At 68.3% G+C, this 25,973-nt stretch carries 21 protein-coding genes and 1 tRNA gene; 11 read left to right on the forward strand and 11 right to left on the reverse strand.

Annotation, left to right across the window (positions count from 1 at the left end; genetic code table 11):
- The first annotated feature begins 249 nt into the window (after positions 1–249).
- From ACFVFH_RS00965 to ACFVFH_RS00985, 5 genes are all read left to right on the forward strand, one after another.
- Complete coding sequence (locus ACFVFH_RS00965; protein WP_383763470.1) at positions 250–1,467, forward strand: branched-chain amino acid ABC transporter substrate-binding protein; 1,218 nt, start codon at positions 250–252, stop codon at positions 1,465–1,467.
- Between the two features lie 100 nt (positions 1,468–1,567).
- Positions 1,568–2,497, forward strand: a complete 930-nt coding sequence (locus ACFVFH_RS00970) for a branched-chain amino acid ABC transporter permease (protein ID WP_093539618.1) — start codon at positions 1,568–1,570, stop codon at positions 2,495–2,497.
- A 5-nt stretch (positions 2,498–2,502) separates the two neighbouring features.
- Complete coding sequence (locus ACFVFH_RS00975; RefSeq protein ID WP_383761575.1) at positions 2,503–4,299, forward strand: branched-chain amino acid ABC transporter permease; 1,797 nt, start codon at positions 2,503–2,505, stop codon at positions 4,297–4,299.
- A 5-nt stretch (positions 4,300–4,304) separates the two neighbouring features.
- On the forward strand, positions 4,305–5,210 hold the full coding sequence (locus ACFVFH_RS00980) for an ABC transporter ATP-binding protein (protein ID WP_383761578.1): 906 nt from the start codon (positions 4,305–4,307) through the stop codon (positions 5,208–5,210).
- Positions 5,207–5,923, forward strand: coding sequence for an ABC transporter ATP-binding protein (locus ACFVFH_RS00985; protein ID WP_383761580.1), 717 nt, complete (start codon positions 5,207–5,209; stop codon positions 5,921–5,923). The genes ACFVFH_RS00980 and ACFVFH_RS00985 overlap by 4 nt, the downstream gene beginning before the upstream one ends.
- A gap of 67 nt (positions 5,924–5,990) precedes the next feature.
- Here the strand turns inward: ACFVFH_RS00985 and ACFVFH_RS00990 are convergent, their stop codons facing one another.
- Positions 5,991–6,638, reverse strand: coding sequence for an ANTAR domain-containing response regulator (locus tag ACFVFH_RS00990; protein WP_383761582.1), 648 nt, complete (start codon positions 6,636–6,638; stop codon positions 5,991–5,993).
- Positions 6,639–6,732: 94 nt separating this feature from the next.
- Between ACFVFH_RS00990 and ACFVFH_RS00995 the strand changes: the two genes are divergently transcribed.
- A tRNA-Leu gene (locus ACFVFH_RS00995) sits at positions 6,733–6,815 on the forward strand.
- 84 nt (positions 6,816–6,899) lie between these two features.
- Positions 6,900–7,685: a helix-turn-helix domain-containing protein gene (locus ACFVFH_RS01000; protein ID WP_383761585.1), complete on the forward strand. Its 786-nt coding sequence runs from the start codon at positions 6,900–6,902 to the stop codon at positions 7,683–7,685.
- A gap of 8 nt (positions 7,686–7,693) precedes the next feature.
- Here ACFVFH_RS01000 and pyk read toward each other — a convergent pair whose 3' ends face one another.
- Positions 7,694–9,127 (reverse strand): pyruvate kinase, encoded by a 1,434-nt coding sequence (gene pyk, locus ACFVFH_RS01005; protein WP_383761587.1) that lies wholly within the window; start codon positions 9,125–9,127, stop codon positions 7,694–7,696.
- 292 nt (positions 9,128–9,419) lie between these two features.
- Between pyk and ACFVFH_RS01010 the strand changes: the two genes are divergently transcribed.
- Positions 9,420–11,237 carry a bifunctional metallophosphatase/5'-nucleotidase gene (locus ACFVFH_RS01010; RefSeq protein ID WP_383761589.1) on the forward strand — a complete coding sequence of 606 codons (1,818 nt, stop codon included), beginning with the start codon at positions 9,420–9,422 and terminating at the stop codon, positions 11,235–11,237.
- 65 nt (positions 11,238–11,302) lie between these two features.
- Here the strand turns inward: ACFVFH_RS01010 and ACFVFH_RS01015 are convergent, their stop codons facing one another.
- The 6 genes from ACFVFH_RS01015 to ACFVFH_RS01040 form a co-directional block, all read right to left on the reverse strand.
- On the reverse strand, positions 11,303–12,718 hold the full coding sequence (locus ACFVFH_RS01015; RefSeq protein WP_383761591.1) for a lysine N(6)-hydroxylase/L-ornithine N(5)-oxygenase family protein: 1,416 nt from the start codon (positions 12,716–12,718) through the stop codon (positions 11,303–11,305).
- Entirely contained in the window at positions 12,715–14,121 is a 1,407-nt protein-coding gene (locus ACFVFH_RS01020) for a pyridoxal phosphate-dependent decarboxylase family protein (protein WP_383761593.1), read from the reverse strand. Before ACFVFH_RS01020 ends, ACFVFH_RS01015 begins: the two co-directional genes overlap by 4 nt.
- 247 nt (positions 14,122–14,368) lie before the next feature.
- On the reverse strand, positions 14,369–16,861 hold the full coding sequence (pepN, locus tag ACFVFH_RS01025; protein ID WP_383761596.1) for an aminopeptidase N: 2,493 nt from the start codon (positions 16,859–16,861) through the stop codon (positions 14,369–14,371).
- Between the two features lie 73 nt (positions 16,862–16,934).
- Positions 16,935–17,561 carry an SMI1/KNR4 family protein gene (locus ACFVFH_RS01030; protein WP_383761598.1) on the reverse strand — a complete coding sequence of 209 codons (627 nt, stop codon included), beginning with the start codon at positions 17,559–17,561 and terminating at the stop codon, positions 16,935–16,937.
- A gap of 70 nt (positions 17,562–17,631) precedes the next feature.
- Positions 17,632–17,958, reverse strand: a complete 327-nt coding sequence (locus ACFVFH_RS01035) for a chorismate mutase (RefSeq protein WP_383761601.1) — start codon at positions 17,956–17,958, stop codon at positions 17,632–17,634.
- A gap of 11 nt (positions 17,959–17,969) precedes the next feature.
- On the reverse strand, positions 17,970–18,863 hold the full coding sequence (locus ACFVFH_RS01040; RefSeq protein ID WP_383761604.1) for a helix-turn-helix domain-containing protein: 894 nt from the start codon (positions 18,861–18,863) through the stop codon (positions 17,970–17,972).
- A 218-nt stretch (positions 18,864–19,081) separates the two neighbouring features.
- On the opposite strand from ACFVFH_RS01040, the gene ACFVFH_RS01045 reads away from it, so the two are divergent.
- Entirely contained in the window at positions 19,082–20,887 is a 1,806-nt protein-coding gene (locus ACFVFH_RS01045) for a beta-galactosidase family protein (RefSeq protein ID WP_383761607.1), read from the forward strand.
- Positions 20,888–20,930: 43 nt separating this feature from the next.
- Here the strand turns inward: ACFVFH_RS01045 and ACFVFH_RS01050 are convergent, their stop codons facing one another.
- Complete coding sequence (locus ACFVFH_RS01050) at positions 20,931–21,707, reverse strand: S1 family peptidase (RefSeq protein WP_383761610.1); 777 nt, start codon at positions 21,705–21,707, stop codon at positions 20,931–20,933.
- Positions 21,708–21,946: 239 nt separating this feature from the next.
- Here ACFVFH_RS01050 and ACFVFH_RS01055 point away from each other — a divergent pair, with 239 nt between their 5' ends.
- Positions 21,947–22,867, forward strand: a complete 921-nt coding sequence (locus ACFVFH_RS01055; protein ID WP_383761612.1) for a hypothetical protein — start codon at positions 21,947–21,949, stop codon at positions 22,865–22,867.
- Positions 22,868–22,956: 89 nt separating this feature from the next.
- Positions 22,957–23,610: a hypothetical protein gene (locus tag ACFVFH_RS01060; protein WP_383761615.1), complete on the forward strand. Its 654-nt coding sequence runs from the start codon at positions 22,957–22,959 to the stop codon at positions 23,608–23,610.
- A 77-nt stretch (positions 23,611–23,687) separates the two neighbouring features.
- Here ACFVFH_RS01060 and ACFVFH_RS01065 read toward each other — a convergent pair whose 3' ends face one another.
- Both ACFVFH_RS01065 and ACFVFH_RS01070 read right to left on the reverse strand, forming a co-directional pair.
- Positions 23,688–25,328, reverse strand: coding sequence for a DEAD/DEAH box helicase (locus ACFVFH_RS01065; RefSeq protein ID WP_383761616.1), 1,641 nt, complete (start codon positions 25,326–25,328; stop codon positions 23,688–23,690).
- A gap of 345 nt (positions 25,329–25,673) precedes the next feature.
- A complete protein-coding gene (locus ACFVFH_RS01070; RefSeq protein WP_003969786.1) occupies positions 25,674–25,877 on the reverse strand; it encodes a cold-shock protein in 204 nt (67 codons plus the stop codon).
- Between the last annotated feature and the right edge of the window lie 96 nt (positions 25,878–25,973).

The following is a 25,973-nucleotide window of genomic DNA, read 5'->3' on the forward strand; positions in this document are numbered from 1 at the left end:
CCCGCAAAAAAACGTACATGTCCGCACAGCCACCTCAAGCCTTCCTCAACGGCATAACAAGACAGTCACATCCTGCGGCGGACCCATCCCCGACCCCCACACCTGCGCCTAGAGTCACCGCCAGTCACCGCGCCGCCGGGCGCGACTGCAGCACGGCCCTGTACCAACCAGTGCGGCCCGGCGAACGACACGGCACCTCAAGCAGAGGAGGCCGCGCCAGGGAAAGGACCTTTCGTGCGACACCGTTCTTTGCTCATACTCACCACCGTGCTCACCACCGGAGCACTGACCCTCACCGCCTGCGGGTCGCGCGACGACAACAAGAAGAGCAGCGACAGCGGCGGCACCCAGACCGTCGTCATCGGCGTCGACGCCCCCATCACCGGCGACCTCTCCGCCCTCGGCCTCGGCATCAAGAACTCCGCCGACCTCGCCGCCAAGACGGCCAACAAGGAAAACACCGTCCCCGGCATCAAATTCGAGGTCAAGCCCCTCGACGACCAGGCCCAGCCCTCCGTAGGCCAGCAGAACGCCCAGAAGTTCATCGACGACGACTCCGTCCTCGGCGTCGTCGGCCCCCTGAACTCCGGCGTCTCCCAGTCGATGCAGAAGCCCCTCAACGACGCCAGCCTCACCCAGGTCTCCCCCGCCAACACCGGCACCGAACTCACCCAGGGCGAGAACTGGAAGACCGGCGACAAGAAGCGCCCCTTCAAGACCTACTTCCGCACCGCCACCACGGACCAGATCCAGGGCGCCTTCGCAGCGAAGTACCTCTTCAACAACGCGAAGATCAAGCAGGTCTACCTCATCGACGACCAGAAGCCCTACGGAGCCGGCCTCGCCGCCTCCTTCAAGAACACCTTCACCACCCTCGGCGGCAAGATCGTCGGCGCCGACCACGTCAACCCCGACGACCGCGACTTCAACGCCGTCGTCACCAAGGTCAAGAAGTCCGGCGCCAAGGCCGTCTACTACGGCGGCGAATACCCCGCCGGCGCCCCCCTGAGCCAGCAGCTCAAGGACAGCGTCCAGCTCCCCCTCATGGGCGGCGACGGCATGTACAGCGCCGACTTCATCAAGCTCAACAAGAAGGCCCAGGGCGACATCGCCACCTCCGTCGGCAAGCCCGTCGAAGAACTCGACTCCGCCAAGAAGTTCATCGCCGACTACAAGACCGCCGGATACAAGGACGCCTACGAGGCCTACGGCGGCGGCACCTACGACGCCACCTGGTCCATCATCGAAGCCGTCAAGATCGCCGTCGCCGACAACGGCGGCAAGCTCCCCACCGGCGACGACGCCCGCGCCAAGGTCCTCGCAGCCATGGCCAAGGTCAAGTTCGACGGCGTCACCGGCCCCGTCTCCTTCGACGAATACGGCGACACCACCAACACCATGATGACCGCCTACCAGGTCGACGGCGGCAAGTGGACCTCCAAGCTCAGCGAGGCCTACAAGCCGTAACCACCCCCCGGGCCACGCCTGACCCGCACCAGACCGCGCGGGAGCGCCACCAGCCCTCCCGCGCGGTGCCATATCCGAACCACTCCACGGAGGCCCTGCGGTGAACGAACTGCCGCAACAGCTGGCCAATGGACTCATCCTCGGCGCGATGTACGGACTCATCGCGATCGGCTACACGATGGTCTACGGAATCATCCAGCTCATCAACTTCGCCCACGGCGAGATCTTCATGATCGGAGGCTTCGGAGCTCTCACCGTGTACCTCTGGATGCCGGCCGGTGTCTCCCTCCTCGCAATCATCCCACTCATGATCATCGGCGGCGTCATATGCTCCGTCGCCGTCAGCACAGCCGCCGAACGCTTCGCCTACCGGCCCCTGCGCAACGCCCCCAGACTGGCCCCGCTCATCACCGCGATCGGACTCTCCCTCGCACTCCAGCAGGCCATCTGGAAGTGGTACCCCGACGCCAAGAAGGACCGCTCCTTCCCCCAGTTCAAGGGCGAAGCGATCGACATCTTCGGCGCCCACATCCAACGCGGTGACCTCTTCGTCCTCATCACGGCACCCATCTGCATGATCGCCCTCGGCCTCTTCGTCTCCAAGACCCGCTCCGGCCGCGGCATGCAAGCCACCAGCCAGGACCCCGACACCGCCAAACTCATGGGCATCAACACCGACCGCATCATCGTCATGGCCTTCGCCATCGGTGCCGCGTTCGCCGCCGTCGCCGCCGTCGCCTACGGGCTCAAGAACGGCCAGATCGGCTTCAAAATGGGCTTCATCATGGGCCTCAAAGCCTTCACCGCAGCCGTACTCGGCGGCATCGGCAACATCTACGGAGCCATGCTCGGCGGCGTCGTACTCGGCATCGCCGAATCCCTCGCCACCGGCTACATGAGCAACGTCCCCGGCATGGAACTCTTCGGCGGCGGCGCCTGGAAGGACGTATGGGCCTTCGTCCTCCTCATCATCGTCCTCCTCCTCCGCCCCCAGGGCCTGCTCGGCGAACGCGTCGCGGATCGGGCGTGATACGGATGACCACCAACCACACCACCGCACCCGCCGTCCTGCCGATACCCGCCCCCGCGGCCCGCATCGGCACCACCGCAGGCGCCGCCATCGCCCTCGCCGGCACCTTCCTCGCCTGGACCTGGACCGACCAATTCCCCGGCGACCTCACCGTCACCGGCTACCCCGGCGGCCTCCAGGTCCTCACCCTCATCAGCGCCGCACTCACCCTGCTCCTCACCCTCTCCGGATACGGCATCCGAGGCCTGCGCTGGCTCACCCCCGGCGGCACCAACAGCCCCGTCCGCCTCCTCGCCCTCGGCACCCTCGGCACCACCGGCTACACCCTCGGCGCCATCGCCTACGACCTCGGCGGCATCGTCAACCTCGAACCCGGCGCCTGGGTCAGCGGCATCGGCGCACTCATCGCCACCATCGCCGCCCTCGGCCTCCCCACCGACCAACCCCCCACCACAACCCCCGGAACCACCACCAACAGCGCCTGGCAACGCTTCCGCAACAGCCTCGCCGCCCCCCAACCCACCAGGACCGAAGCCCTCCCCTCCTGGGCCGAAATCCTCATCATCGTCGCCGCGTTCGGCATCGGCCTCTACGTCTTCGCCTACGGCATCGACACCGACTACACCGAACTCTTCATCGGCTTCCTCATCACCATCGGCTTCGCCTTCACCGCACTCCACCGAGCCGGACTCATCTCCCGCCTCACCGCGCTGACCACGAAGCACCGCAACATCACCCTCGCCGCAGCCCTCGTCGCCGCCGTCTGCTTCCCCTTCACCCAGCAGAAAGAGGAATACGCCCTCATCGGCGCCAACATCCTCATCTTCGGCACCGTCGCACTCGGCCTCAACGTCGTCGTAGGCCTCGCCGGCCTCCTCGACCTCGGATACGTCGCCTTCCTCGGCGTCGGCGCCTACGCCGCCGCCCTGGTCTCCGGCTCCACCATGTCCGCCATCGGCGTCGAATTCCCCTTCTGGGCCGCCGTCCTCACCGGCGCCGGAGCCTCACTCGTCTTCGGCGTACTCATCGGCGCACCCACACTCCGACTCCGCGGCGACTACCTCGCCATCGTCACCCTCGGCTTCGGTGAAATCTTCCGCCTCACCGTCAACAACCTCAACGGCAACAGCGGACCCGACCTCACCAACGGCTCCCAAGGCATCCCCAGCATCCCCGACCTCAACTTCTTCGGATTCGACTTCGGCCTCAAGCACGACATCCTCGGCTTCGACCTCGGCAGGTCCGCCAACTACTACCTGCTGATGCTCGTCTTCACCGCCGTCGTCGTCCTCGTCTTCCGCCGCTCCGGAGAATCCCGCATCGGCCGCGCCTGGGTCGCCATCCGCGAAGACGAAACCGCAGCCACCGCCATGGGCATCAACGCCTTCCGGCTCAAACTGCTCGCCTTCGCCCTCGGCGCCACCCTCGCCGGACTCGCCGGAACCGTCCAAGCACACGTCAACTACACCGTCACACCCGAGCAGTACCAGTTCGCCGGCTCCGTACCCCCCAACTCCGCCTTCCTCCTCGCCGCCGTCATCCTCGGCGGCATGGGAACCCTCAGCGGACCCCTCGTCGGCGCCGCACTGCTCTACCTCATCCCGGCCAAACTCCAGTTCATGCAGGACTACCAACTCTTCCTCTTCGGCATCGCACTCATCCTCCTGATGCGCGTACGCCCCGAAGGACTGGTCGCCGACCGCCGGAAACAACTCGAATTCCACGAAAACGACCAGCCCGACGAACCAGAACCACGGCAGCCCGAAGAAACCGGCGCCGGCATCACCAAGGCGGGGGCGTGAACACCATGACCACCACCACAACCCCCACCACCGTCCTCGACGCCAACGGCGTCACCATGCGCTTCGGCGGCCTCACCGCCGTACGAAACGTCGACCTCACCGTCAACACCGGCGAAATCGTCGGCCTCATCGGCCCCAACGGAGCCGGCAAGACCACCTTCTTCAACTGCCTCACCGGCCTCTACGTCCCCACCGAAGGCAAGGTCAGCTACAAAGGCACCGTCCTGCCCCCCAAGCCCCACCTCGTCACCCAGGCAGGCATCGCCCGCACCTTCCAGAACATCCGGCTCTTCGCCAACATGTCCGTCCTGGAAAACGTCCTCGTCGGACGCCACACCAGGACCAAGGAAGGCCTCTGGTCCGCCCTGCTGCGCCTCCCCGGCTTCACCAAGGCCGAGAACGCCAGCCGCGAACGCGCCATGGAACTCCTGGAGTTCATCGGCCTGGCCGACAAGGCCGACCACCTCGCGCGCAACCTCCCCTACGGAGACCAGCGCAAGCTGGAAATCGCCCGCGCACTCGCCAGCGACCCCGGACTCCTCCTCCTCGACGAGCCCACCGCCGGCATGAACCCGCAGGAAACCCGCGTCACCGAAGAACTCATCTTCGCCATCCGCGACCAGGGCATCGCCGTCCTCGTCATCGAGCACGACATGAGGTTCATCTTCAACCTCTGCGACCGCGTCGCCGTCCTCGTCCAGGGCGAAAAACTCGTCGAAGGCACCCCCGACATCGTCCAGAGCGACGAACGCGTCGTCGCCGCCTACCTCGGCACCCCCTTCGAAGGCGCCCCCGGCGCCGAAGAAGCCGCCGAAGTCGAAGCCGCCGAAGCCGGCACCGCCAAGACCACGGCCACCACGGCCCCCGACAGCAACACCGACACCAGCACCGAGGAGGAGGACACCCGATGACCGCACTGCTAGAGGTCGAGGACCTCCGCGTCGCCTACGGCAAGATCGAAGCCGTCAAGGGCATCTCCTTCACCGTCGAGGCCGGCCAGGTCGTCACCCTCATCGGCACCAACGGCGCCGGCAAGACCACCACCCTGCGCACCCTCTCCGGCCTGCTCAAACCGGTCGGCGGCCGCATCGTCTTCGACGGCAAACCCCTCAACGACGTCCCCGCGCACAAGGTCGTCTCCCTGGGCCTCGCCCACTCCCCCGAGGGCCGCCACATCTTCCCCCGGCTCACCATCACCGAGAACCTCCAGCTCGGCGCCTACCTCCGCAACGACAAGGCAGGCATCGAAAAGGACATCCAGCGCGCCTACGACCTCTTCCCCATCCTCGGGGAACGCCGCAAGCAGGCCGCCGGAACCCTCTCGGGCGGCGAACAGCAGATGCTCGCCATGGGCAGGGCCCTCATGTGCCAGCCCAAACTCCTGATGCTCGACGAACCCTCCATGGGCCTCTCCCCGATCATGATGCAGAAGATCATGGAGACCATCGTCGAACTCAAGGCCCAGGGCACCACCATCCTGCTCGTCGAGCAGAACGCCCAGGCCGCACTCTCCCTCGCGGACCACGGCCACGTCATGGAGGTCGGCAAGATCGTCCTCTCCGGCACCGGCGCGGACCTCCTCCACGACGAGTCCGTCCGCAAGGCCTACCTCGGCGAGGACTGACCCGTACGCGAAAGGCCCGCGCCCCGGACCGACCGGGACGCGGGCCTTCTCCATGCCCAGGAACGGACTACTGCTCCGCCGCCTTCTTCTCCTCGGCATCCTCGATCAACGCCTCCGCCAGCTGCTGCATCGACAGCCGACGATCCATCGACGTCTTCTGGATCCACCGGAATGCGGCAGGCTCGGACAGCCCGTAATCCGTCTGCAGAATGCTCTTCGCCCGGTCCACCAGCTTCCGCGTCTCCAGCCGCTGCGCGAGATCCGCGACCTCCGACTCCAGCGCCTTCAGCTCCGCGAACCGCGACACCGCCATCTCGATGGCCGGCACCACATCGCTCTTGCTGAACGGCTTCACCAGATACGCCATCGCCCCGGCGTCCCTGGCCCGCTCGACGAGATCACGCTGCGAGAACGCGGTCAGCATCAGGACCGGCGCGATGGACTCCTCGGCGATCTTCTCGGCGGCGGAGATCCCGTCCAGCACCGGCATCTTCACATCGAGGATGACCAGATCCGGCCGGTGCTCCCGCGCCAACTCCACGGCCCGCTGCCCGTCCCCGGCCTCGCCGACGACCGCGTAGCCCTCTTCCTCCAGCATCTCTTTGAGATCGAGACGGATGAGCGCCTCGTCCTCGGCGATGACGACGCGGGTCGTCAGCGGCGGAACGTGCGACTTGTCGTCGTCGGCGGGCTGGGGCGACTCGGGGGTGGTCACGGGGCTCCTCGTTTCAAGGGCAGGCATAGCTTCTATGAGCCTACCTAGCAGCGGAGCGGACATGTCACCCGGTACACTTTCCGGCAGCAGCCTCGCCGGGTTGGTGGAATGGCATACACGGATGTCTCAAACACATCTGCCCGAAAGGGCTTGCGGGTTCGAATCCCGCACTCGGCACACAAGATAAAGCGGATGTTCACGTTCTCGTGAACATCCGCTTTCTGCTGCATGCAGTAGCACATGGTCACTCATAGTGTTCACATGAACTTTCACGGCCCCGAGTTACGGCAGAGGGCACTCACGCTGCTTCGTGGCGGCGCAAGGAACGCAGACGTGGCACGGAGGCTCAATGTCCCCGCAGGCACGATCAGCTACTGGAAACACATGGACCGTGCCAAGCGTGGCGAGTGTCCGGGAGCCCATCGTTCGTACTGCCCCCGGTGCGAAGGGGAGCTGGACCGGTCGGCGTACGCCTACCTCCTGGGCCTCTACCTCGGCGACGGACACATAGTCCAGAACCAAGCGATGCACACGCCCAGCCTGTCGATCGCCTGCGCAGATTCCTGGCCTGGGCTGATGGAACTCTGCGAGGACGCTATGCGCGCCGTCTTCCCTGAGAACTCCGTATGCAGAGTCCGCAGGAAAGGGTGCCATCAAGTGAAGATGTACTCGAAGCACCTCTGGTGCCTCTTCCCCCAGCACGGACCAGGCAAGAAGCACCAGCGCCGGATCATCCTCGAAGCCTGGCAGTGGGAGATCGTGGACGCACACCCCTGGATGTTCATCCGTGGCCTGATCCACTCCGACGGATGTCGCATCACCAACTGGACCACGCGCCTCGTCGGCGGGGAGCGGAAGCGCTACGAGTACCCACGCTATTTCTTCGCCAACAGGTCCGACGACATCCGCAAGCTCCTCTCCGACACTCTCGACAAGGTCGGAGTCGAGTGGACGGTCCTCGCGCGCGGCAGCGACCCGTTCAACATCTCCGTCGCCCGACGGGCGTCCGTCGCGCTGATGGACGCCCACGTCGGGCCGAAGTACTGACGACCGGCCTACTTCGGGCTGTCGTCCTCGCCGATGTGGTGCACCCGCACCAGGTTCGTCGAGCCCGGGACGCCCGGCGGGGAGCCGGCCGTGATGACCACGATGTCGCCCTTCCGGCAGCGGCCGATCTTCAGCAGCTCCTCGTCGACCTGGGCGACCATCGCGTCCGTCGAGTCCACCTGTGGGCCGAGGAAGGTCTCGACGCCCCAGGTCAGGCTCAGCTGGGAACGGGTGGCCGGGTCCGGAGTAAAGGCCAGGAGCGGGATGGGTGACCGGTAGCGGGAGAGGCGCCGGACGGTGTCACCGCTCTGGGTGAAGGCCACCAGGAACTTCGCGCCGAGGAAGTCGCCCATCTCGGCCGCCGCGCGGGCCACCGCGCCGCCCTGGGTGCGGGGCTTGTTGCGGTCGGTCAGGGGCGGGAGGCCCTTGGCGAGGATGTCCTCCTCGGCCGCCTCGACGATGCGGGACATCGTGCGGACCGTCTCGATCGGGTACTTGCCCACGCTGGTCTCGCCGGAGAGCATCACCGCGTCCGTGCCGTCGATGACGGCGTTGGCGACGTCGGAGGCCTCGGCGCGGGTGGGGCGGGAGTTGTCGATCATCGAGTCGAGCATCTGGGTGGCGACGATGACCGGCTTGGCGTTGCGCCTGGCGAGTTTGATGGCGCGCTTCTGGACGATCGGTACCTGTTCCAGTGGCATTTCGACGCCGAGGTCGCCCCGGGCGACCATGATGCCGTCGAAGGCGGCGACGATGCTGTCGATGTTCTCGACGGCCTGGGGTTTCTCCACCTTGGCGATGACGGGGAGGCGGCGGCCTTCCTCGTCCATGATGCGGTGGACGTCCTCGATGTCGCGTCCGCTGCGTACGAAGGAGAGGGCGATGATGTCGGCGCCGGTGCGCAGGGCCCAGCGGAGGTCTTCGATGTCCTTCTCGGAGAGTGCGGGGACGGAGACGGCGACGCCGGGGAGGTTGAGGCCCTTGTGGTCGGAGACCATGCCGCCTTCGATGACGGTGGTGTGGACGCGGGGGCCGTCGACTTCGGTGACTTCGAGGGTGACGCGGCCGTCGTCGACGAGGATGCGTTCGCCGGGGGTGACGTCGGCGGCGAGGCCGTCGTAGGTGGTGCCGCAGGTGTGGCGGTCGCCTTCGACGGGTTCGACGGTGATGGTGAAGGTGTCGCCGCGTTCAAGGAGTACGGGGCCTTCGCGGAAGCGTCCGAGGCGGATCTTCGGGCCTTGGAGGTCGGCGAGGATGCCGACGCTGTGTCCGTTCTCGTCGGATGCTTTGCGTACGTGGTGGTATCGCTCTTCGTGTTCGGCGTAGGTGCCGTGGCTGAGGTTGAGGCGGGCGACGTCCATTCCGGCTTCGACCAGTGCCTTGATCTGGTCATATGTGTCGACGGCGGGGCCCAGGGTGCAGACGATTTTTGCTCGGCGCATGGTTCGACCCTAGACCTTACCTACGGGTAGTTGATTGGTGTGCCGTGACTGCTCAACGACCTTTGGATGAAGGGTTGTTGACAAGTGTTGAATGTGTGCGGCGGGGTGCTCGGATGAGCGTTGTCGTCCGGGTGGGACAGCGGGTGGTCATCAGATCGAAACCCGCGGGGGGTGTTGCGGGGTGTGGCTCCTGGGTCATTATCTACGCGCGTTGTGTGCGGTGGTCCTTGCTGTCGGGGTGCCGTGCCGTGCGAGAACCGAGTCGTGTGAGAACTGAGATGTGGGAGACGAAATGCCGCTGAACCGTAGGACGTTCCTGGGCACATCGGCGGCCGCCGGTGCGGGTGTGGCGATCGCGGGCGGTTCCGCGGTGCCGGCTGCGGCTCATGGGCACGGGCATGGGCATGGGCATGGCCATGGGCGTCCGCCGAAGCGGTACTCGTTCACGGTGATGGGGACGACGGATCTGCATGGGAATGTCTTCAACTGGGACTATTTCACCGACAAGGAGTTCGACGACAAGGATCACAATGATGTCGGTCTGGCGAAGATCTCGACTCTGGTGAACCAGGTGCGCCGGGAGAAGGGCCGCGCCAACACGCTGATGATCGATGCGGGTGACACGATCCAGGGCACGCAGTTGTCGTACTACTACGCGAAGATCGATCCGATCACGGCGAAGCGTGGTCCGGTGCATCCGATGGCGCAGGCGATGAATGCGATCGGTTATGACGCGGCGGCGCTGGGTAACCATGAGTTCAATTACGGTATTCCGGTGCTGCGGAAGTTCGAGGAGCAGTGTGATTTCCCGCTGCTGGGTGCGAATGCGCTGGATGCGAAGACGTTGCGGCCGGCGTTCGCTCCGTATGTGATCAAGAAGATGCGTACTCCGCATGGTCCGGATGTGAAGGTGGCGATCCTGGGGCTGACGAATCCGGGTATCGCGATCTGGGACAAGGCGAATGTGAGCGGGAAGATGGTGTTCCCGGGTCTGGAGGAGCAGGCGGCGAAGTTTGTGCCGCGGCTTCGTTCGATGGGTGCGGATGTGGTGATTGTTTCGGCGCATTCGGGGAACAGCGGGACGTCGTCGTACGGTGATCAGATTCCGTATGTGGAGAATGCGGCGGGTCTGGTGGCGGAGCAGGTGCCGGGTATTGATGCGATTCTGGTGGGTCATGCGCATCTGGAGATCCCCGAGTATTTCGTGGAGAACAAGCAGACGGGCAAGAAGGTGGTGCTCTCCGAGCCGTTGAAGTGGGGGCAGCGGCTGACGCTGTTCGACTTCGATCTGGTGTGGGAGAAGGGCCGCTGGGTGGTGGAGCGGGCGGGTTCGCAGGTGTTGAACTCCAACACGGTGGCGGAGGATCCGAAGATCACGAGGCTGCTGGCGGACGAGCACAAGAAGGTTGTGGCGTACGTCAATCAGGTGATCGGTACGTCGACGGCGGCGATGACGACGGCGGAGGCGGCCTGGAAGGACGAGCCGATCATCGATCTGATCAATGTCGTCCAGGCGGAGACGGTGAAGGCGGCGTTGGCGGGTGGCGCGTATGCGTCGCTTCCGGTGCTGTCGCAGGCGTCGTGTTTCTCGCGTACGGCGCAGATTCCGGCCGGCGATGTGACGATCAAGGATGCGGCGGGTCTGTATCCGTTCGAGAACACGCTGGAGGCTCGGCTGCTGACGGGTGCGCAGCTGAAGGATTATCTGGAGTTCTCGGCGAGGTATTACGTGCAGACGGCGGCGGGTGTGCCGGTGGACACGGCGAAGTTGACGAATGCGGACAATACTCCGGATTACAACTATGATGCGGTGTCGGGTCTGACGTATGAGATCGATATCGCGAAGCCGAATGGTTCGCGGATCGTGAATCTGGCGTTCGAGGGGAAGCCGATCGATGGGGCGGCGGAGTTTGTGCTGGCGGTGAATAATTATCGGGCCAGTGGTGGTGGGAACTTCCCGCATGTGGCGGGTGCCAAGCAGTTGTGGGCGAATTCGGAGGAGATTCGGAACACGATCATTGCTTGGGTGCAGGCGAAGGGTTCGGTGGATGGTGCGCAGTTCGCTTCGGTGGACTGGCGTCTGACGCGTGAGGGTACGCCGGTGTTCTAGGCGGTGTGGTGGGCGGCCGTTCTCTCTTCTGTGGAGGGGGCGGCCGCCTTTTTGTGTGGTGGGGGTCAGTTGTTCTGGGTGAGGGGGATGAGGTCGGAGTCCTGGGTGGGGAGGTGGGGGGTGTGGGGGGTGAGGCCGAAGGTGGTGAAGGCGGTGCGTTCGGGGAGTGGGTAGGGGTTGGTGCCGGTGAGGTTGTTGAGGATGGTGGCGCTGCGCCAGGCGGCGAGTCCGAGGTCGGGGGCGCCTACGCCGTGGGTGTGGCGTTCGGCGTTCTGTACGTAGATGTTGCCGGTGATGGTGGGGTCGAGGTCGAGGCGGAAGTGTTCGTCGATGCGGGGGCGTTGGGAGTTGTCGCGGCGCATGTGGGGGTGGAGGGCGGTGAGGATGCGGTCGAGGGGGCGTTCGCGGTAGCCGGTGGCGAGGATGACGGCGTCGGTGGTGAGTCGGGTGCGGGTGTTTTGTTGGGTGTGTTCGAGGTGGAGTTCGATGCGGTTGTTGGTGAGGCGTCCTGCGGTGCGTACGTGGACGCCGGGGGTGAGGGTGGTGTCGGGCCAGCCGCCGTGGAGGGTGCGGCGGTAGAGCTCGTCGTGGATGGCGGCGATGGTGTCGGCGTCGATGCCTTTGTGGAGTTGCCATTGGTGGGGGACGAGTTCGTCGCGTACGGATTCGGGGAGGGCGTGGAAGTAGCGGCTGTAGTCGGGGGTGAAGTGTTCGAGGCCGAGTTTGGAGTACTCCATGGGCGCGAAGGCTTGGGTGCGGGCGAGCCAGTGGAGGTTTTCGTGTCCGGTGGGGCGGGCGCGGAGGAGGTCGAGGAAGATTTCGGCGCCGGATTGTCCTGAGCCGATGACGGTGATGTGGTCGGCTTGGAGGAGTCGTTGGCGGTGGTGGAGGTAGTCGGCGGAGTGGATGACGGGGGTGTTGTCGGCTTCGGTGAGTGGTTTGAGGGGTTCGGGGATGTGGGGTTCGGTGCCGATGCCGAGGGCGATGTGGCGGGCGTGGGCGCGGCCGAGTGCTTCGGCTTCGCCGTCGTTGTCGAGTTGGGTGAAGTCGATTTCGAAGAGGTGGCGTTGGTTGTTCCAGCGGATGGCGTCGACTTGGTGGCTGAAGTGGAGGTTGGGGAGTTGGGTGGTGACCCAGCGGCAGTAGGCGTCGTATTCGGCGCGTTGGATGTGGAAGCGTTCGGCGAAGTAGAAGGGGAAGAGCCGGTTGCGGCTGCGTAGGTAGTTGAGGAAGGTCCAGGGGTTGGTGGGGTCGGCGAGGGTGACGAGGTCGGCGAGGAAGGGGACTTGGAGGCTGGCTCCGTCGATGAGGAGGCCGGGGTGCCAGTGGAAGGCGGGGCGTTGTTCGTAGAAGGTGGTGGTGAGGGGGCGGGTGGTGGGGGTGGCGTGGGCGAGGGCGGCGAGGGAGAGGTTGAAGGGGCCGATGCCGATGCCGATGAGGTCGTGTGGCTGGTCGGTGTCGGGGGTGGGCAGGTCGGTCATCGGGGGGTGTTGCCTTTCGCGAGGTCGTGGGTGAGTTGGTTGACGAGGTCGAGGAGTGTGTGGAGGTGGTGGGGGGTGGTGTGGGGGTTGAGGAGGGTGGCTTTGAGCCAGAGGCGGTTGTCGGCGTGGGCGCGGCCGAGGACGGCTTGGCCTCGGGTGAGGAGGGTGCGGCGGATGGTGGCGACGGTGGTGTCGGTGGCGTGGGTGGGGCGGAAGAGGACGGTGCTGATGGTGGGGTGGTCGTAGAGGTCGAGGGTGGGGGTTTTGTGGATGAGGTCGGCGAGGTGGTGGGCGGTGGTGAGGGTGCGGTCGATGAGGTCGGCGAGTCCGGTGCGGCCGAGTGCTTGGAGGGTGACGGCGATTTTGAGGGCGTCGGGGCGGCGGGTGGTGCGTAGGGAGCGGCCGAGGAGGTCGGGGAGGCCGGCTTCGGTGTCGTCGTGGGCGTTGAGGTAGGGGGCTTGGTGGTGGAGTGGGGTGAGGTGGTTGTGGTGGGGGACGGCGAGGATGCCTGCGGGGGCGGGTTGCCAGCCGAGTTTGTGGAGGTCGAGGGTGACGCTGTGGGCGCGGTCGAGTCCGTGGATCTTGTTGCGGTGGGTGGGGCTGAAGAGGAGGGGTCCGCCGTAGGCGGCGTCGATGTGGAGTTCGGCGCCGTGGGTGGTGCAGAGGTCGGCGATGGCGGTGAGTGGGTCGATCTGGCCGGTGTCGGTGGTGCCTGCGGTGGCGGTGACGAGGAGGGGTTGGTGGCGGTGGTGGGTGAGGGCTTGGTGGAGTGCGGTGAGGTCCATGACGCCGGTGGGGGCGGGGATGGTGAGGGGGGTGGGGAGGCCGAGGAGCCAGGCGGCGCGGGTGATGCTGTGGTGGGCGTTGGTGGCGCAGATGGTTTGTACGGGGCCGTGGCGTTCGCGGGCGAGGAGGAGGGCGAGTTGGTTGGCTTCGGTGCCGCCGGTGGTGATGAGGGCGTCGGGGGTGGGTTGGTGGGGGTAGATCTCGGCGGCGAGGGCGGCGGTGGTGTCGGCTTCGAGGGCGGAGGCGGCGGGGGCTTGGTCCCAGGAGTCCATGGAGGGGTTGAGGGCGGAGGCGGCGAGGTCGGCTGCGGTGGCGAGGGCGAGGGGTGGGGTGTGGAGGTGGGCGGTGCAGAGGGGGTCTGCGGGGTCGGCGGCGCCTTCGGTGAGGGCGGTGACGAGGGTGCGCAGGGCGTGGTGGGGGCCGGTGCCGTGGTCGGGGATGAGGGGGTGGGTGGCGGTGCGGGTGCGTGGGGTGATGGCGTCGGGGCCGCCTGCGGGGAGGGGGCCGTCGCGTCGGTGGGCTCCGTCGTGGAGTGCGGTGAGGACGGTGTCGATGAGGGGGCGTAGGGCGGTGGGGCCGGTGGTGGTTCCGGCGAGGGGCGGGGGTGGGGTGGGCATGGTGGTGGGGGTCCTTCGGGTGTGTGGGGCGGGGCATGGGTCGACGTGTCAGCTTGTCCGGGTTTTCGTGGGTGGGGTCGTGGAGTGGGGTGAGGTGAACTCGAAAGGGGGATGTGTGGTGGTGTGGGGGTGAGTTCGGGTGGTATGGGGGTTCGGGGGTGGTGCGGGGGCGGACATGGGTGTGCCCGGCGTCTCCCCTGGGTCGGGGTGGCGCCGGGCACGGGTGGTGCGGGGGCGGGGTGGTGGGTCAGTGAGCGTTGCGTACGACGAGGGCGCGGCGGAGGTCGTCGATCTGGTCGGCGAGCCTGCGGTGGAGGGTGGGGGTGAGGGTCTTGTCGTTCAGGGCTTGTTCGCCGAGGTGGAGGCTGTCGTGGTCGACGGCGTACGCGGGGAAGGCGTAGTGTCCGGCGGCGTCGGCGATGGCGGGGCCGCGGCGGGTGGCGAGTGTGGTGGCTTCGGGGTAGTAGCGGGGTACGTACTGGTGTACGAGGTCGGCCTGTTCGGGTTGCCAGAAGCCCTGGGCGGTGGCGATGAAGAGGTAGTTGGAGACGGTGTCGTCGTTGAACAGGGTGTTCCAGGCGGTGGCTTTGGCTTCGGGGGTGGGGAGGGCGGCACGGCAGCGGGCGGCGCCTTCCTGTCCGGTGGCGCTGGGGTCCTGTTCGAGTGCGGTGGCGATGGTGGTTTCGTCGATGGCGCCGAGGACGGCGAGGCGGGTGAGGATGCGCCAGTTGAGTTCGGGGTCGAGTTCGGGTCCGCCGGGGACGGTGCCGTTGGTGAGCCAGTCCTGGATGGTGTCGGGCTGGGTGGCGGCGTCGATGAGGTGGCGTACGGCGGTGAGGCGGAGGCCGGGGTTGTGGCCGTCCTCGGTGCGGCGGATGAGGTCGCGGCAGAGTGCGGTGAGGGTGGTGAGGGCTGCGGGGCGGTGTTCGGGGGCGAGGTAGCGGCGGGCGATGTGGGTGGCGGCGAAGGTGAGTACGCCTTGGGTGAGGGCGAGGTCGGTTTCGTGGGGGAGGTGGGTGCGGGCCGCTTCGAGGTAGGTGGTGGGGTCGAGTTGGCCGTCGCGGACCATGTCGCGGGCGGCGTTCCAGATGACGGCGCGGGTGAGGGCGTCGGGGATGCCGGAGAGGCTGGTGACGGCGGTGTTCCAGGAGTGGGCGTCGAGGCGGATCTTGGCGTAGCTGAGGTCGTTGTCGTTGAGGACGAGGAGGGCGGGGCGTCGGCCGGGGTTGGGGGTGGGGGTGGTGGTCGGGGGGATGTCGATTTCGTAGCGGTCGCGCAGGACGAGGCGTTCGGTGTCGGGGGCGTGGTCGTAGGCGCCGACGGCGATGCGGTGGGGGCGGTTGCCGTGGTGGTCGACGGTGAGGGTCCAGGTGTGGTCGGTTTCTTCGACGTGGGAGGTGAGGGTGTCGACTCCGGTGGTGCGGAGCCAGGCGTCGGCCCAGGCGTGGACGTCGCGGTCGGTGGCGGAGGCGAGGTTGTCGATGAAGTCGGCGAGGGTGGCGTTGGCGAATTTGTGGCGGGCGAAGTGGGTGTTGATTCCGGCGAGGAAGTCCTTCTCGCCGAGCCAGGCGACGAGTTGGCGGATTACGGATGCGCCCTTGGCGTAGGAGATGCCGTCGAAGTTGAGCATCGCGGAGGCGGTGTCGGGGACGGCGTCGGGGGCGGGGGCGACGGGGTGGGTGGAGGGGCGCAGGTCGGCGTCGTAGCCCCAGCCCTTGCGGGCGACGCCGAAGTCGACCCAGGTGTCGGTGAAGCGGGTGGCTTCGGCGAGGGTCTGGTAGCCCATGTATTCGGCGAAGGACTCGTTGAGCCAGATGTCGTCCCACCAGGCGAGGGTGACGAGGTCGCCGAACCACATGTGGGCCATTTCGTGGGCGATGACCATGCCGCGGGTCTGGCGTTCGGTGTCGGTGACGGCGGAGCGGTAGACGAATTCGTCGCGGAAGGTGACGAGTCCGGGGTTCTCCATGGCGCCGGCGTTGAATTCGGGGACGAAGGCCTGGTCGTAGGAGTCGAAGGGGTAGGGCTCGTCGAATTTCTCGTGGAAGCGGTCGAAGCAGGCGCGGGTGATGTCGAGGATCTCGTCGGCGTCGGTGTCGAGGTGGGGGGCGAGTGAGCGGCGGCAGTGGATGCCGAAGGGCAGTCCGGCGTGTTCGGTGGTCACGGAGTGCCAGGGGCCTGCGGCGACGGCGACGAGGTAGGTGGAGATGACGGGGGTGGTGGCGAGGGTCCAGTGGCCGGTGCCGTGGTGGTCGGCGATGCCGTTGCCGAGGACGGTCCAGCCTTCGGGGGCGGTGACGGTGAGGGCGAAGACGGATTTGAGGTCGGGCTGGTCGAATGCGGCGAAGACGCGTTGGGCGTCGTCGAGGCAGAGCTGGGTGTAGAGGTAGGTCTCGCCGTCGGTGGGGTCGGTGAAGCGGTGCATGCCTTCGCCGGTGCGGGAGTAGTTCATGGCGGCGTCGACGCGCAGTTCGTGGGTGCCGGGGGTGAGTGCGGTGAGGGGGTAGCGGTTGTCGGTGAGGCCGGCGGGGTCGAGGGGGTGTCCGTCGAGGCTGATGGAGCGCAGGGTGGCCGGCTTGAGTTCGACGAAGGTGTCTCCGGCCGCGGTTGCGGTGAACTGGATGACGGTGCGGGAGTCGAAGGTCTCCTCCCCCGTGGTCAGATCGAGGTCGATCGTGTACCGGTGTACGTCGAGGAACTGGGCTCGGGTCTGCGCTTCGTCGCGCGTCAGTACGGACATGCGTCCATGCTGCCGCATGGGGTGGGCGGGCCGCAGGCGGGTTCTGCGACGGTCCGGGGGCGGGTGGGGGTGTTCAGTCCTGGTCGCCGCGGAAGGTGCGGTACTCGTCGTTCATGAGGTCCCAGAAGGAGCGGTACCGGACGGCTCCGGGCAGCCAGTGGGCGAGGTACCAGGCTTCCCATTCGCCGTCGGGTGTGCGGATGTGGGGGTTGAGGAGGTAGACGTCGCCGCTGTCCGGGGTGTGGCTGATCTTGAGCATGTCGTTCAGGTACGCGGTGCGGATGGCCCAGGGCTGTTGCTGGTCGCCGTAGACGTCGTACTGCTCGTCGGGGATGTCGTCGGGCTCGTCGTCGCCGATGAGCTCCGGGGCGAGGTCTCTGAGCCAGCCGATTTCCCGGGTGGGGAGGAGGCGTGCGATGTCGGTGGTGGTGTCGAGCCATCCGTCGGTGGTGCGCAGGAATTCCCGGTAGCTGGGCGGGAGTGCGGTGTGGAGGCGTTGCTCCAGCGCTGTCAGTTCTTCCGGTGTGGCGCCGGGTGCGCCGAGCCATCGGGCGGCGCGTATCGCGGCGGGGAAGGGTTCGTGTCTCTCCTGTTCGTGGCGGATGGGGTCGAGCCATTCGTCGCTCCAGCGTTGGAGCAGCTCGCGCCAGGGGTGGGGGGTGGGGGTGTTCTTCTCGGTGTCCTTCTCGGTGTTCGGCATGGCTGGACCATAGGCGGGGCCTCTGACGGTCCGGGGCCGGCCGGTGGTGTGTCCGTGGGGGCGGGGGGTGTCATGTCCCGGTGTTCGTGGCTGATTCCTCCGCGATCCGTTCGTGGTGCCTGATCACCTCGGCGACGATGAAGTTGAGCAGTTTCTCGGCGAACGCCGGGTCCAGGTGGGCGCTCTCGGCGAGTTGTCGCAGCCGGGTGATCTGCCTGCTCTCGCGGGCGGGGTCGGCCGGGGGGAGGTGGTGGGCGGCCTTGAGGTGGCCGACCTGCTGGGTGCATTTGAAGCGTTCGGCGAGCATGTGGACAACAGCGGCGTCGATGTTGTCGATGCTTTCGCGCAGTCGGTTCAGTTCCGCGTTCACGGACTCGTCGATGTCCCTCGTCGTCATGGTCAGCGAGCTTAGACGGCCGGGCCCGGCGGGGTGATCGTCGGTGGGTTCTCGGGGTCGGGGACCTGGTCGCTCCAGCCGCCGGGGACGTTGCGGCCCTGTTGTTCGCGGAAGCGGACGGGGGCTGTGCCGACGCGGCGGGCGAAGAGGCGGGAGAAGTAGGCCGGGTCGTCGTAGCCGACGCGGCGGGCGACGGCGGCGACCGGCAGGTCCGTGGCGGCGAGGAGTTCCTTGGCGCGGCCGAGCCGGATGGTGAGGAGGTAGTCCTTGGGGCTGCATCCGGCGCCGCGTCGTACGGCGGTGCGGAGTTCGGCGGGTGTCATGCCGTGCCGGGCGGCGTGTTCGGCGACGGACAGGGACTGGAAGGCGTCGCGGGCCAGGGCGTGGAGGACGGGGTCGCCGTCGGGGCTGACGTCGGCGCGGGCGCGGCGCAGGGCGACGAGGAGTTCGTGGACGGCGGCGCCGGTCTCGACTTCCAGCAGCGGGTTGCCGCGTCGGGCGGCGCGTACGATCCGGCCGATCGCGGCGCGTGGGGCGGCGGTGTCGGCGAGGGGGACGAGTGGGCGGTCGGGCTCGATGTAGCCGAGTTCGGTGTAGGTGGTGGTGGCGGGGCCGGTGAAGTCGACGAAGCTCTCGTCCCAGCCGGTGCCGGGGTCGGCTCCGTAGTGGTGCGGGGTGCCGGGGGTGAGCCAGATCAGGCTGGGTGCGGTGACGGGTGTCCGGCGGCCGTCGGGGCCGGTGAACCAGCCGCTGCCGGAGTGGATGACGACGGCCACGTGGTGGTCCAGGGTGCGTGGGCCGACGGTGGGCAGTGCGCCGTGCTGGAGTCCTACGCCCAGGCAGACGAGGCCCAGCCGGTGGTGGAGCGGGCTGGGGGTGAAGAAACGCATCCAGGTGTGGTACATCGGCTTTCCTTCCTCCCCTTCTTCGTGTCGGTCCGGAATTGGTCCGAACAATTGTGTCCAAACAGCAGTGATCTTTGTCCATGGACCGGCCGGGCGCCAGGGGGTGAGGCTGGTGGCAACATTCCTCCCGGGTTCGCCCGCTCCGTGGTGCGTGCCGTCGTACGGTCCCGGGGTCGTGTGGTTCCGGGGGTCCGCGCGCACAGGAGAGTACGAGCACGATGGCTGACTTCACCGTGGGGGACGATCACTTCCGGCTCGACGGGAAGCCCGTACGGCTGCTGTCCGGGGCCCTGCACTATTTCCGGGTGCACGAGGCGCAGTGGGATCACCGGCTGTCGATGCTGCGTGCGATGGGGCTGAACTGTGTCGAGACGTATGTGCCGTGGAATCTGCACGAGCCGCGGCCGGGCCGGTTCCGGGACGTGGCGGCGCTCGGCCGGTTCCTGGACGCGGCGCAGCGGGCCGGGCTGTGGGCGATCGTGCGTCCGGGTCCGTACATCTGTGCGGAGTGGGAGAACGGTGGTCTGCCGGTCTGGGTGACGGGGCGGTTCGGCCGGCGGGTGCGGTCGCGTGACGCGGAGTATCTGGGTGCGGTGGAGCGGTGGTTCTCGGCGTTGCTGCCGCAGGTGGTGCAGCGGCAGATCGGGCGCGGCGGGCCGGTGATCATGGTTCAGGCGGAGAACGAGTACGGGAGTTTCGGTTCCGATCAGGTGTATCTCCGGCGGGTGGCCGGGATGCTGCGTGAGCGGGGGGTGACGGTGCCGTTGTTCACGTCGGACGGGCCGGAGGACCACATGCTCACGGGTGGTTCGGTGCCGGGGTTGCTGGCGACGGCGAACTTCGGGTCGGGTGCACGGGAGGCGTTCGAGGTGTTGCGCCGCCATCAGCCGAAGGGGCCGTTGATGTGCATGGAGTTCTGGTGCGGGTGGTTCGAGCACTGGGGTGCCGAGCCGATCGTACGGAAGCCGGCGCAGGCCACGGAGGCGTTGCGGGAGGTCCTGGAGTGCGGGGCCTCGGTGAACATCTACATGGCGCACGGGGGGACGAATTTCGCCGGGTGGGCGGGGGCGAACCGGTCGGGCCGGATCCAGGACGAGGATTTCCTGCCGACGGTGACGTCGTACGACTACGACGCGCCGGTCGATGAGTACGGCCGGGCCACGGAGAAGTTCTGGTTGTTCCGTGAGGTGCTGGCGGAGTATGCGGACGGGCCGCTTCCGGAGCTCCCGCCGGAGCCGGTGGGGCTTGCGGTTCCCGTGCGGGCGGAGCTGACGGAGTGGGCGTCGCTGGATGCCGTGCTGGAGGTGCTGGGTGATGAGGAGGCGGCGCCGTCGGGTGTTCCGCCGACGTTCGAGGAGCTGGGGGTGGACCGGGGTGTGGTGCGTTACCGGGTGGGTGTGCCCGGTCCGCGCCGGCCGTACGAGCTGACTGTGGCGGGGCTCCGGGACCGGGCGGTGGTGCTGGTGGACGGGGTCCGGGCGGGTGTGCTGACCGAGGAGGACAGCACTCTGGGCGAGCCGGTGGCCGGGCCCGCGGAGGTCGAGCTGTGGGTGGAGTCGCTGGGGCGGGTCAATTACGGGCCGCGGCTGGGTGAGTCCAAGGGGATCACGGGCGGGGTGCGGCACGAGCGCCAGTATCTGCACGGGGTGCGGGCGCGGGCGCTGCGGCTGGACGCGTTCGAGGAGCCGGGCGCGGTGGCGGGGGTGGGGTTCGGCGGGGTCGAGGGTGCCGGGTCCACCGGGCTCTTCCGGGGGACGTTCGAGGTCGCCGGGGTGGACGGCACGGATCACGCGGGGTTGGAACTGCCGGGCTGGACGCGTGGGTTCGTGTGGGTGAACGGGTTCTGTCTGGGGCGCTACTGGTCGGTGGGTGCGCAGCGGACGCTGTACGTGCCGGGTCCGGTGCTGCGGGAGGGGACGAACGAGGTGTGGGTGCTGGAGCTGGAGGGTGCGGGCGCGCCGTGTGTGGAGCTGGGTCCGGGGGTGCCCGTGCGGACGGGCACCCCCGGGGATGTCGGGGTGTGAGGCGGGGTGCCGGCCGGGGCTGGTGCCCCGGCCGGGCCCGGGGTCAGAGCGTGGCCGCGGCGGCCGCGATGTTGGCGGCGAACGTCGAGACCTCGCTGTAGACGCCGGGGTAGCCGGGTTCGGCGCAGCCCTGGCCCCAGCTGACGATGCCGACCTGGATCCAGGCTCCGGCGTTGTCCTTGCGGAACATGGGGCCGCCGGAGTCGCCCTGGCAGGTGTCGACGCCGCCGGTGTCGATCAGTCCGGCGCAGATCTCGTCGCCGGGGACGAGGTCGCTGCCGTAGGCGGCCTGGCAGTCGGCGTCGGAGACGAACGGCACGGTGGCCTTGAGGAGGTAGCGCTGCTGTGCGCCGCCTTCGGTGGCCGCGCCCCAGCCGGCGATGGTGAAGGTGCCGTTGTTGTACGCGGTGTTGGTGGCGATCTTCAGGGTGGGCTGGTCGATGGGCTTGGCGAGCTTGATGAGTGCCCAGTCCTTGCCCGCGCCGGTGTAGCCGGGGGCCTGGAGGACCTTGGTCGACTTGACCTTGACGGCGCTGGAGGACTGCAGGTCGACGACGCCCGCGGTGGCGGTGATGGAGGTGTTGTTGCCCGAGCCGTCCACGCAGTGCGCGGCGGTGAGGACGATGTCCTTGGCGTAGAGGGCGCCGCCGCAGCCCATGGAGAGCCGGACCATGAAGGGGAATTCGCCCTGGGCGGCGCGGGTTCCGCCGACGACCGGCTGGGGGGCCGCGGATGCTCCGGCGGGCTGGAGGCTGACGGCCGCGAGGACGACGGCGGCTATGACGGAACATCTCTTCACTGCGCGCAGAAGCTGCTTCAAGGGACTGCCTTCTTTCGTGGGGGGTGCTTGTGGGGGGTACGTGTGGGGAGTACCTGTGCCCGGGTCGGGTTCTGACCGAGGACGGCACGGCACCGTACGTTGGTCATGCCCCCGACAAAGGCATGGTTGGGATTATCGGGAAATGATCACGCGCCCCACAAGGATCACTTTCCGGCCAAGATCATCCACAGTGCGGCGGCTACAGTGGGATCCGGTCGATCCTCGGGACGGGGAGGGACATGGCGGACGGCGGCCGGAACCGCGCCCGGAGCACCGACAGCCCGGTGGTCCACGGCTTCCCGCACCTCGAAACGGTAAGGTCCGCGATCACGGCGCTGTACCGGCGGCTCTCGTACGACGGTGTCCGCGGCTACGCCACGAGCCTCGCCCCCGTCGACGCGGCCTTCTCCGACCAGGAGGATCTGCATCTCGGCGCCCAGCGGGTGGCCCGGTCGGTGGTCCGGCACCTGCGTCTGCCGGAGGCCCGGATGATCGTCGGCTTCCGGGCGATGGAGCACGCCGCCAGTGTCGAACTGGCCGCGGGGCCGGAGTACTTCGTCGAACTCAACGACCGCTTCCGCACCCACCGCAGGGACATCGGCGCCGCGCTCGCCCACGAGGTCACCCATGTGCTGCTGCACCGCCTCGGCCTGGAGTTCCCCGGAACGCGCGACAACGAGATCCTCACCGACACCGTGACCACGTACCTCGGCGCGGGCTGGCTGCTGCTCGACGCGTTCCGCGAGGACGCGGTCTCCAGCCAGAAGCTCGGCTATCTCACCCCCGAGGAGTTCGGATACGTCCTCGCCAAGCGGGCGTTCGCCTTCGACGAGGACCCCTCGCCGTGGTTCACCAGCCCGCAGGCCTACGAGGCGTTCACGGCGGGGCGGCAACGGGCCCTGCGGGACCTCCGACAGCCACCGCTCGCGGCGGCCGGCCGGGCGGACCGCCGCCGTTACGCGAGGGACCGGCGGCACGCCAGGAACGATCCGGGCGCCCCCGCCTCCCCCGGCGCTCCGTACGCCTTCGGGAGCGGCCCGGCCGGACCGGCGGTCTCCTTCGCGTGTCCCACCTGCCACCAGCGCATCCGTGTCCCGGTACGCGGCCGGGTGCGGGCCCGGTGCGGGCTGTGCCGGACGGTCCTGGACTGCGACACCTGAGCCGCCCGACCGCCCGCCGGGCGACGGAGCCCGCCACGTAGCATTCCGAGCGGCCGGGAGGCCGCACCAACGGATGCGGGGAAGGCGGGATGACCGTGTACGGGGCCGGTCGGCACGAGTGGCTTCTGGACCACATCGCCCGCGTGATCCTCTCCTGGGACGAGGGGCCCGGACCGGCGGGCCACCGGCTCGACAGCGCGCTCCGGACGGTGACTCCGCACGAACTGATCCACCTCGAATCGGCCTACCGGAACCGGCGCTACAGCCTCGGCGCACTCGGCCGCGACGCCCTGGCCGGAGACCGGACGCCGGGCGACGGGCCGCAGACGGACAGGGCCCAGACGGACGGGACTCAGGCCCACGGGACGCAGACGAACAGGGCCCAGATGGGCGGGACTCAGGTTCACGGGACGCAGACGGACAGGACTCAGGCCCACGGGACGCAGACGGACAGGACTCGGGCAGACGGTATTCGGGCCGACGGGACCGACGGCCGGGGCGGCATGGCCCTGGCCGCCCTGATGTCGTTCGACCGCTCGGGCCATCTGCGGGAGGCCGGCGTCGCACGGCTCACCGGCACCGAGGACCCCTTCGCGGTGCCCTTCCTCCTGCTGCGGCTGAACGACCCGGTCGAGCAGGTGCGGCTGCTCTCGCAGGACGCGGTGGCCGCCCGGCTCGGCCCCGACCACGTGGGGCTCCTCGTCCAGCTCCTCCCCCTCATCGACGGGCTCCGCCGCCCGTGAGGGAACGGACACGCGAAGGGGCGCCCGGACCGGATCCGGGCGCCCCTCGTCGTTCGCCGCGTGTCGCGTACGGGCGCTTACGCGGCCCTGCGACCGCGTCCCGCCGCCGCGCCGCCGCGCCCGGCGCCGGAGCGCCCGGTACCCGCGCCGCGCGAGTCGCCGCCCCGGCCGCCGCCCGCGCCGGCACCCGCGGTGCGGGAAGCGCCGCCCGTGCCGCGGCTCTCGCCGCCGCCCTGTCCGGCACCGCCGCGGCGGCCCCGGCCCCGGCTGCCCGAACGGAAGCCGGTGCCGCCCGCCCCGGCACCGCCCGAGCGGGTGCGCTGCTTCGGCGGGGTCGGCTGCGGGACCTCGATGACGATCGCGACACCGGACGGCTCACGGGCCCCGGTGAGCCGGGTGAGCTCCTCGTCGCTGGACTTGATCCGGGTGGTCCGCGGAGCGATGCCCGCGTCGGCCATCAGCCGGGTCATCTCCCGCTTCTCCTCGGGCAGCACCAGGGTGACGACGCTGCCGGACTCACCGGCGCGCGCGGTGCGCCCGCCGCGGTGGAGGTAGTCCTTGTGGTCGGTCGGCGGGTCCACGTTCACGACCAGGTCGAGATCGTCGACATGGATGCCGCGAGCCGCCACGTTCGTCGCCACGAGCGCGGTGACCTGGCCGTTCTTGAACTGTTCCAGGGTCCGGTTGCGCTGCGGCTGGGAACGCCCGCCGTGCAGGGCGGCGGCCCGTACACCGCTGGCGAGCAGCCGCTTGGCGAACCGGTCGGCGGCGCGCTTGGTGTCCACGAACATGATCACCCGGCCGTCGCGGGCGGCGATCCTGGTGGCGACGGCCTTCTTGTCGGTCTCGTCGGCCACGTGCAGGACGTGGTGCTCCATCGTGGTGACCGCGCCCGCGGAGGGGTCGACGGAGTGCACGACGGGGTCGGTCAGGAACATCTTGACCAGCCGGTCGATGTTCTTGTCGAGCGTCGCGGAGAACAGCATCCGCTGTCCGTCCGGCTCGACCTGCTTGAGCAGGGCGACGACCTGCGGCATGAAGCCCATGTCGGCCATCTGGTCGGCCTCGTCGAGGACGGTGATGGCGACCTGGTCGAGACGGCAGTCGCCGCGCTCGATGAGGTCCTTCAGCCGGCCGGGCGTGGCGACGAGCACCTCGGCGCCGCGGCGCAGCGTGCCGGACTGCTTGGTGATCGACATGCCGCCGACGACGGTGGCCAGGCGCAGGTTCACGGATGTCGCGTACGGCGTCAGCGCGTCGGTGACCTGCTGGGCGAGCTCGCGGGTCGGGACGAGGACGAGCGCCAGCGGCGCCTTCGGCTCGGCGCGCCGTCCGGCGGTGCGGGCCAGCAGGGCGAGGCCGAAGGCGAGGGTCTTGCCGGAGCCGGTACGGCCGCGGCCGAGGATGTCCCGGCCTGCGAGCGAGTTCGGCAGGGTGGCGCCCTGGATCGGGAACGGGTCGGTGACGCCCTGCGCGGCAAGGGTTTTCAGCAGGGCTGCGGACATGTCCAGCTCGGCGAACGCCTCTACGGCGGGCAGTGCGGGGGTCATGGTTTCCGGCAGGGCGAATTCGCCCTGCGGCGGCGTGGCCCTGCGACGGGGCGACGCCTTGCCGGATCCCTTGCCGGAACCCTTAGCGGTTGCCTTTGCCGGGGCCGTGCCGCGCCCCCTGGACGGGCGGTTGCGGGCGGGTCGGTCCTGGCGTTCGGAGCGGGTCATACGGAATTGCCCTCCTGGGGGATTCCTGAGGAGTCCTGGGGCCTGTCTTCGAAGTGCCGTCGTCCGGCCGGAGGCCGGGCCGTGCGGTGTCCGGTGCGTGCGGGCGCGAGGCGGAGGACCGTCCCCGTACCGGATGCACGGGAACTCCGACCACGCGTCGAGCGTGCCGGGCAGCGCACGCGGGCGGCACTTCGAAGTCAGGTCCCAGGGGTTCCTGAGAACTGCGTGGGTCTGCTGCGGGGTGCTGCGGCCGGACGGGCTCGTTCGCCATGTCCCGGGGACAGCACAAGCCGGGACCCGCACCTTCACGGTGCGGGCCCCGGCTGCGAGGTACGCGTCCGGCGATCAGGCCGGGACGATGTTCTCCGCCTGCGGGCCCTTCTGGCCCTGCGTGACGTCGAAGGAGACCTTCTGGCCCTCCTGGAGCTCACGGAAGCCCGAGGTGGCGATGTTGGAGTAGTGGGCGAAGACGTCGGCGCCGCCGCCGTCCTGCTCGATGAAGCCGAAGCCCTTTTCCGAGTTGAACCACTTCACGGTTCCAGTAGCCATGTCATTCTCCTAAAAGAGGTGCAGTGCCGGAAATCCGCACTTTACGAATTTCAAGTCGCCGCATTGAGCCCCATCCGGAGAAAGCCGGAAAACAAT

The organism is Streptomyces sp. NPDC057697 (assembly GCF_042799335.1).
GTDB lineage: Bacteria > Actinomycetota > Actinomycetes > Streptomycetales > Streptomycetaceae > Streptomyces.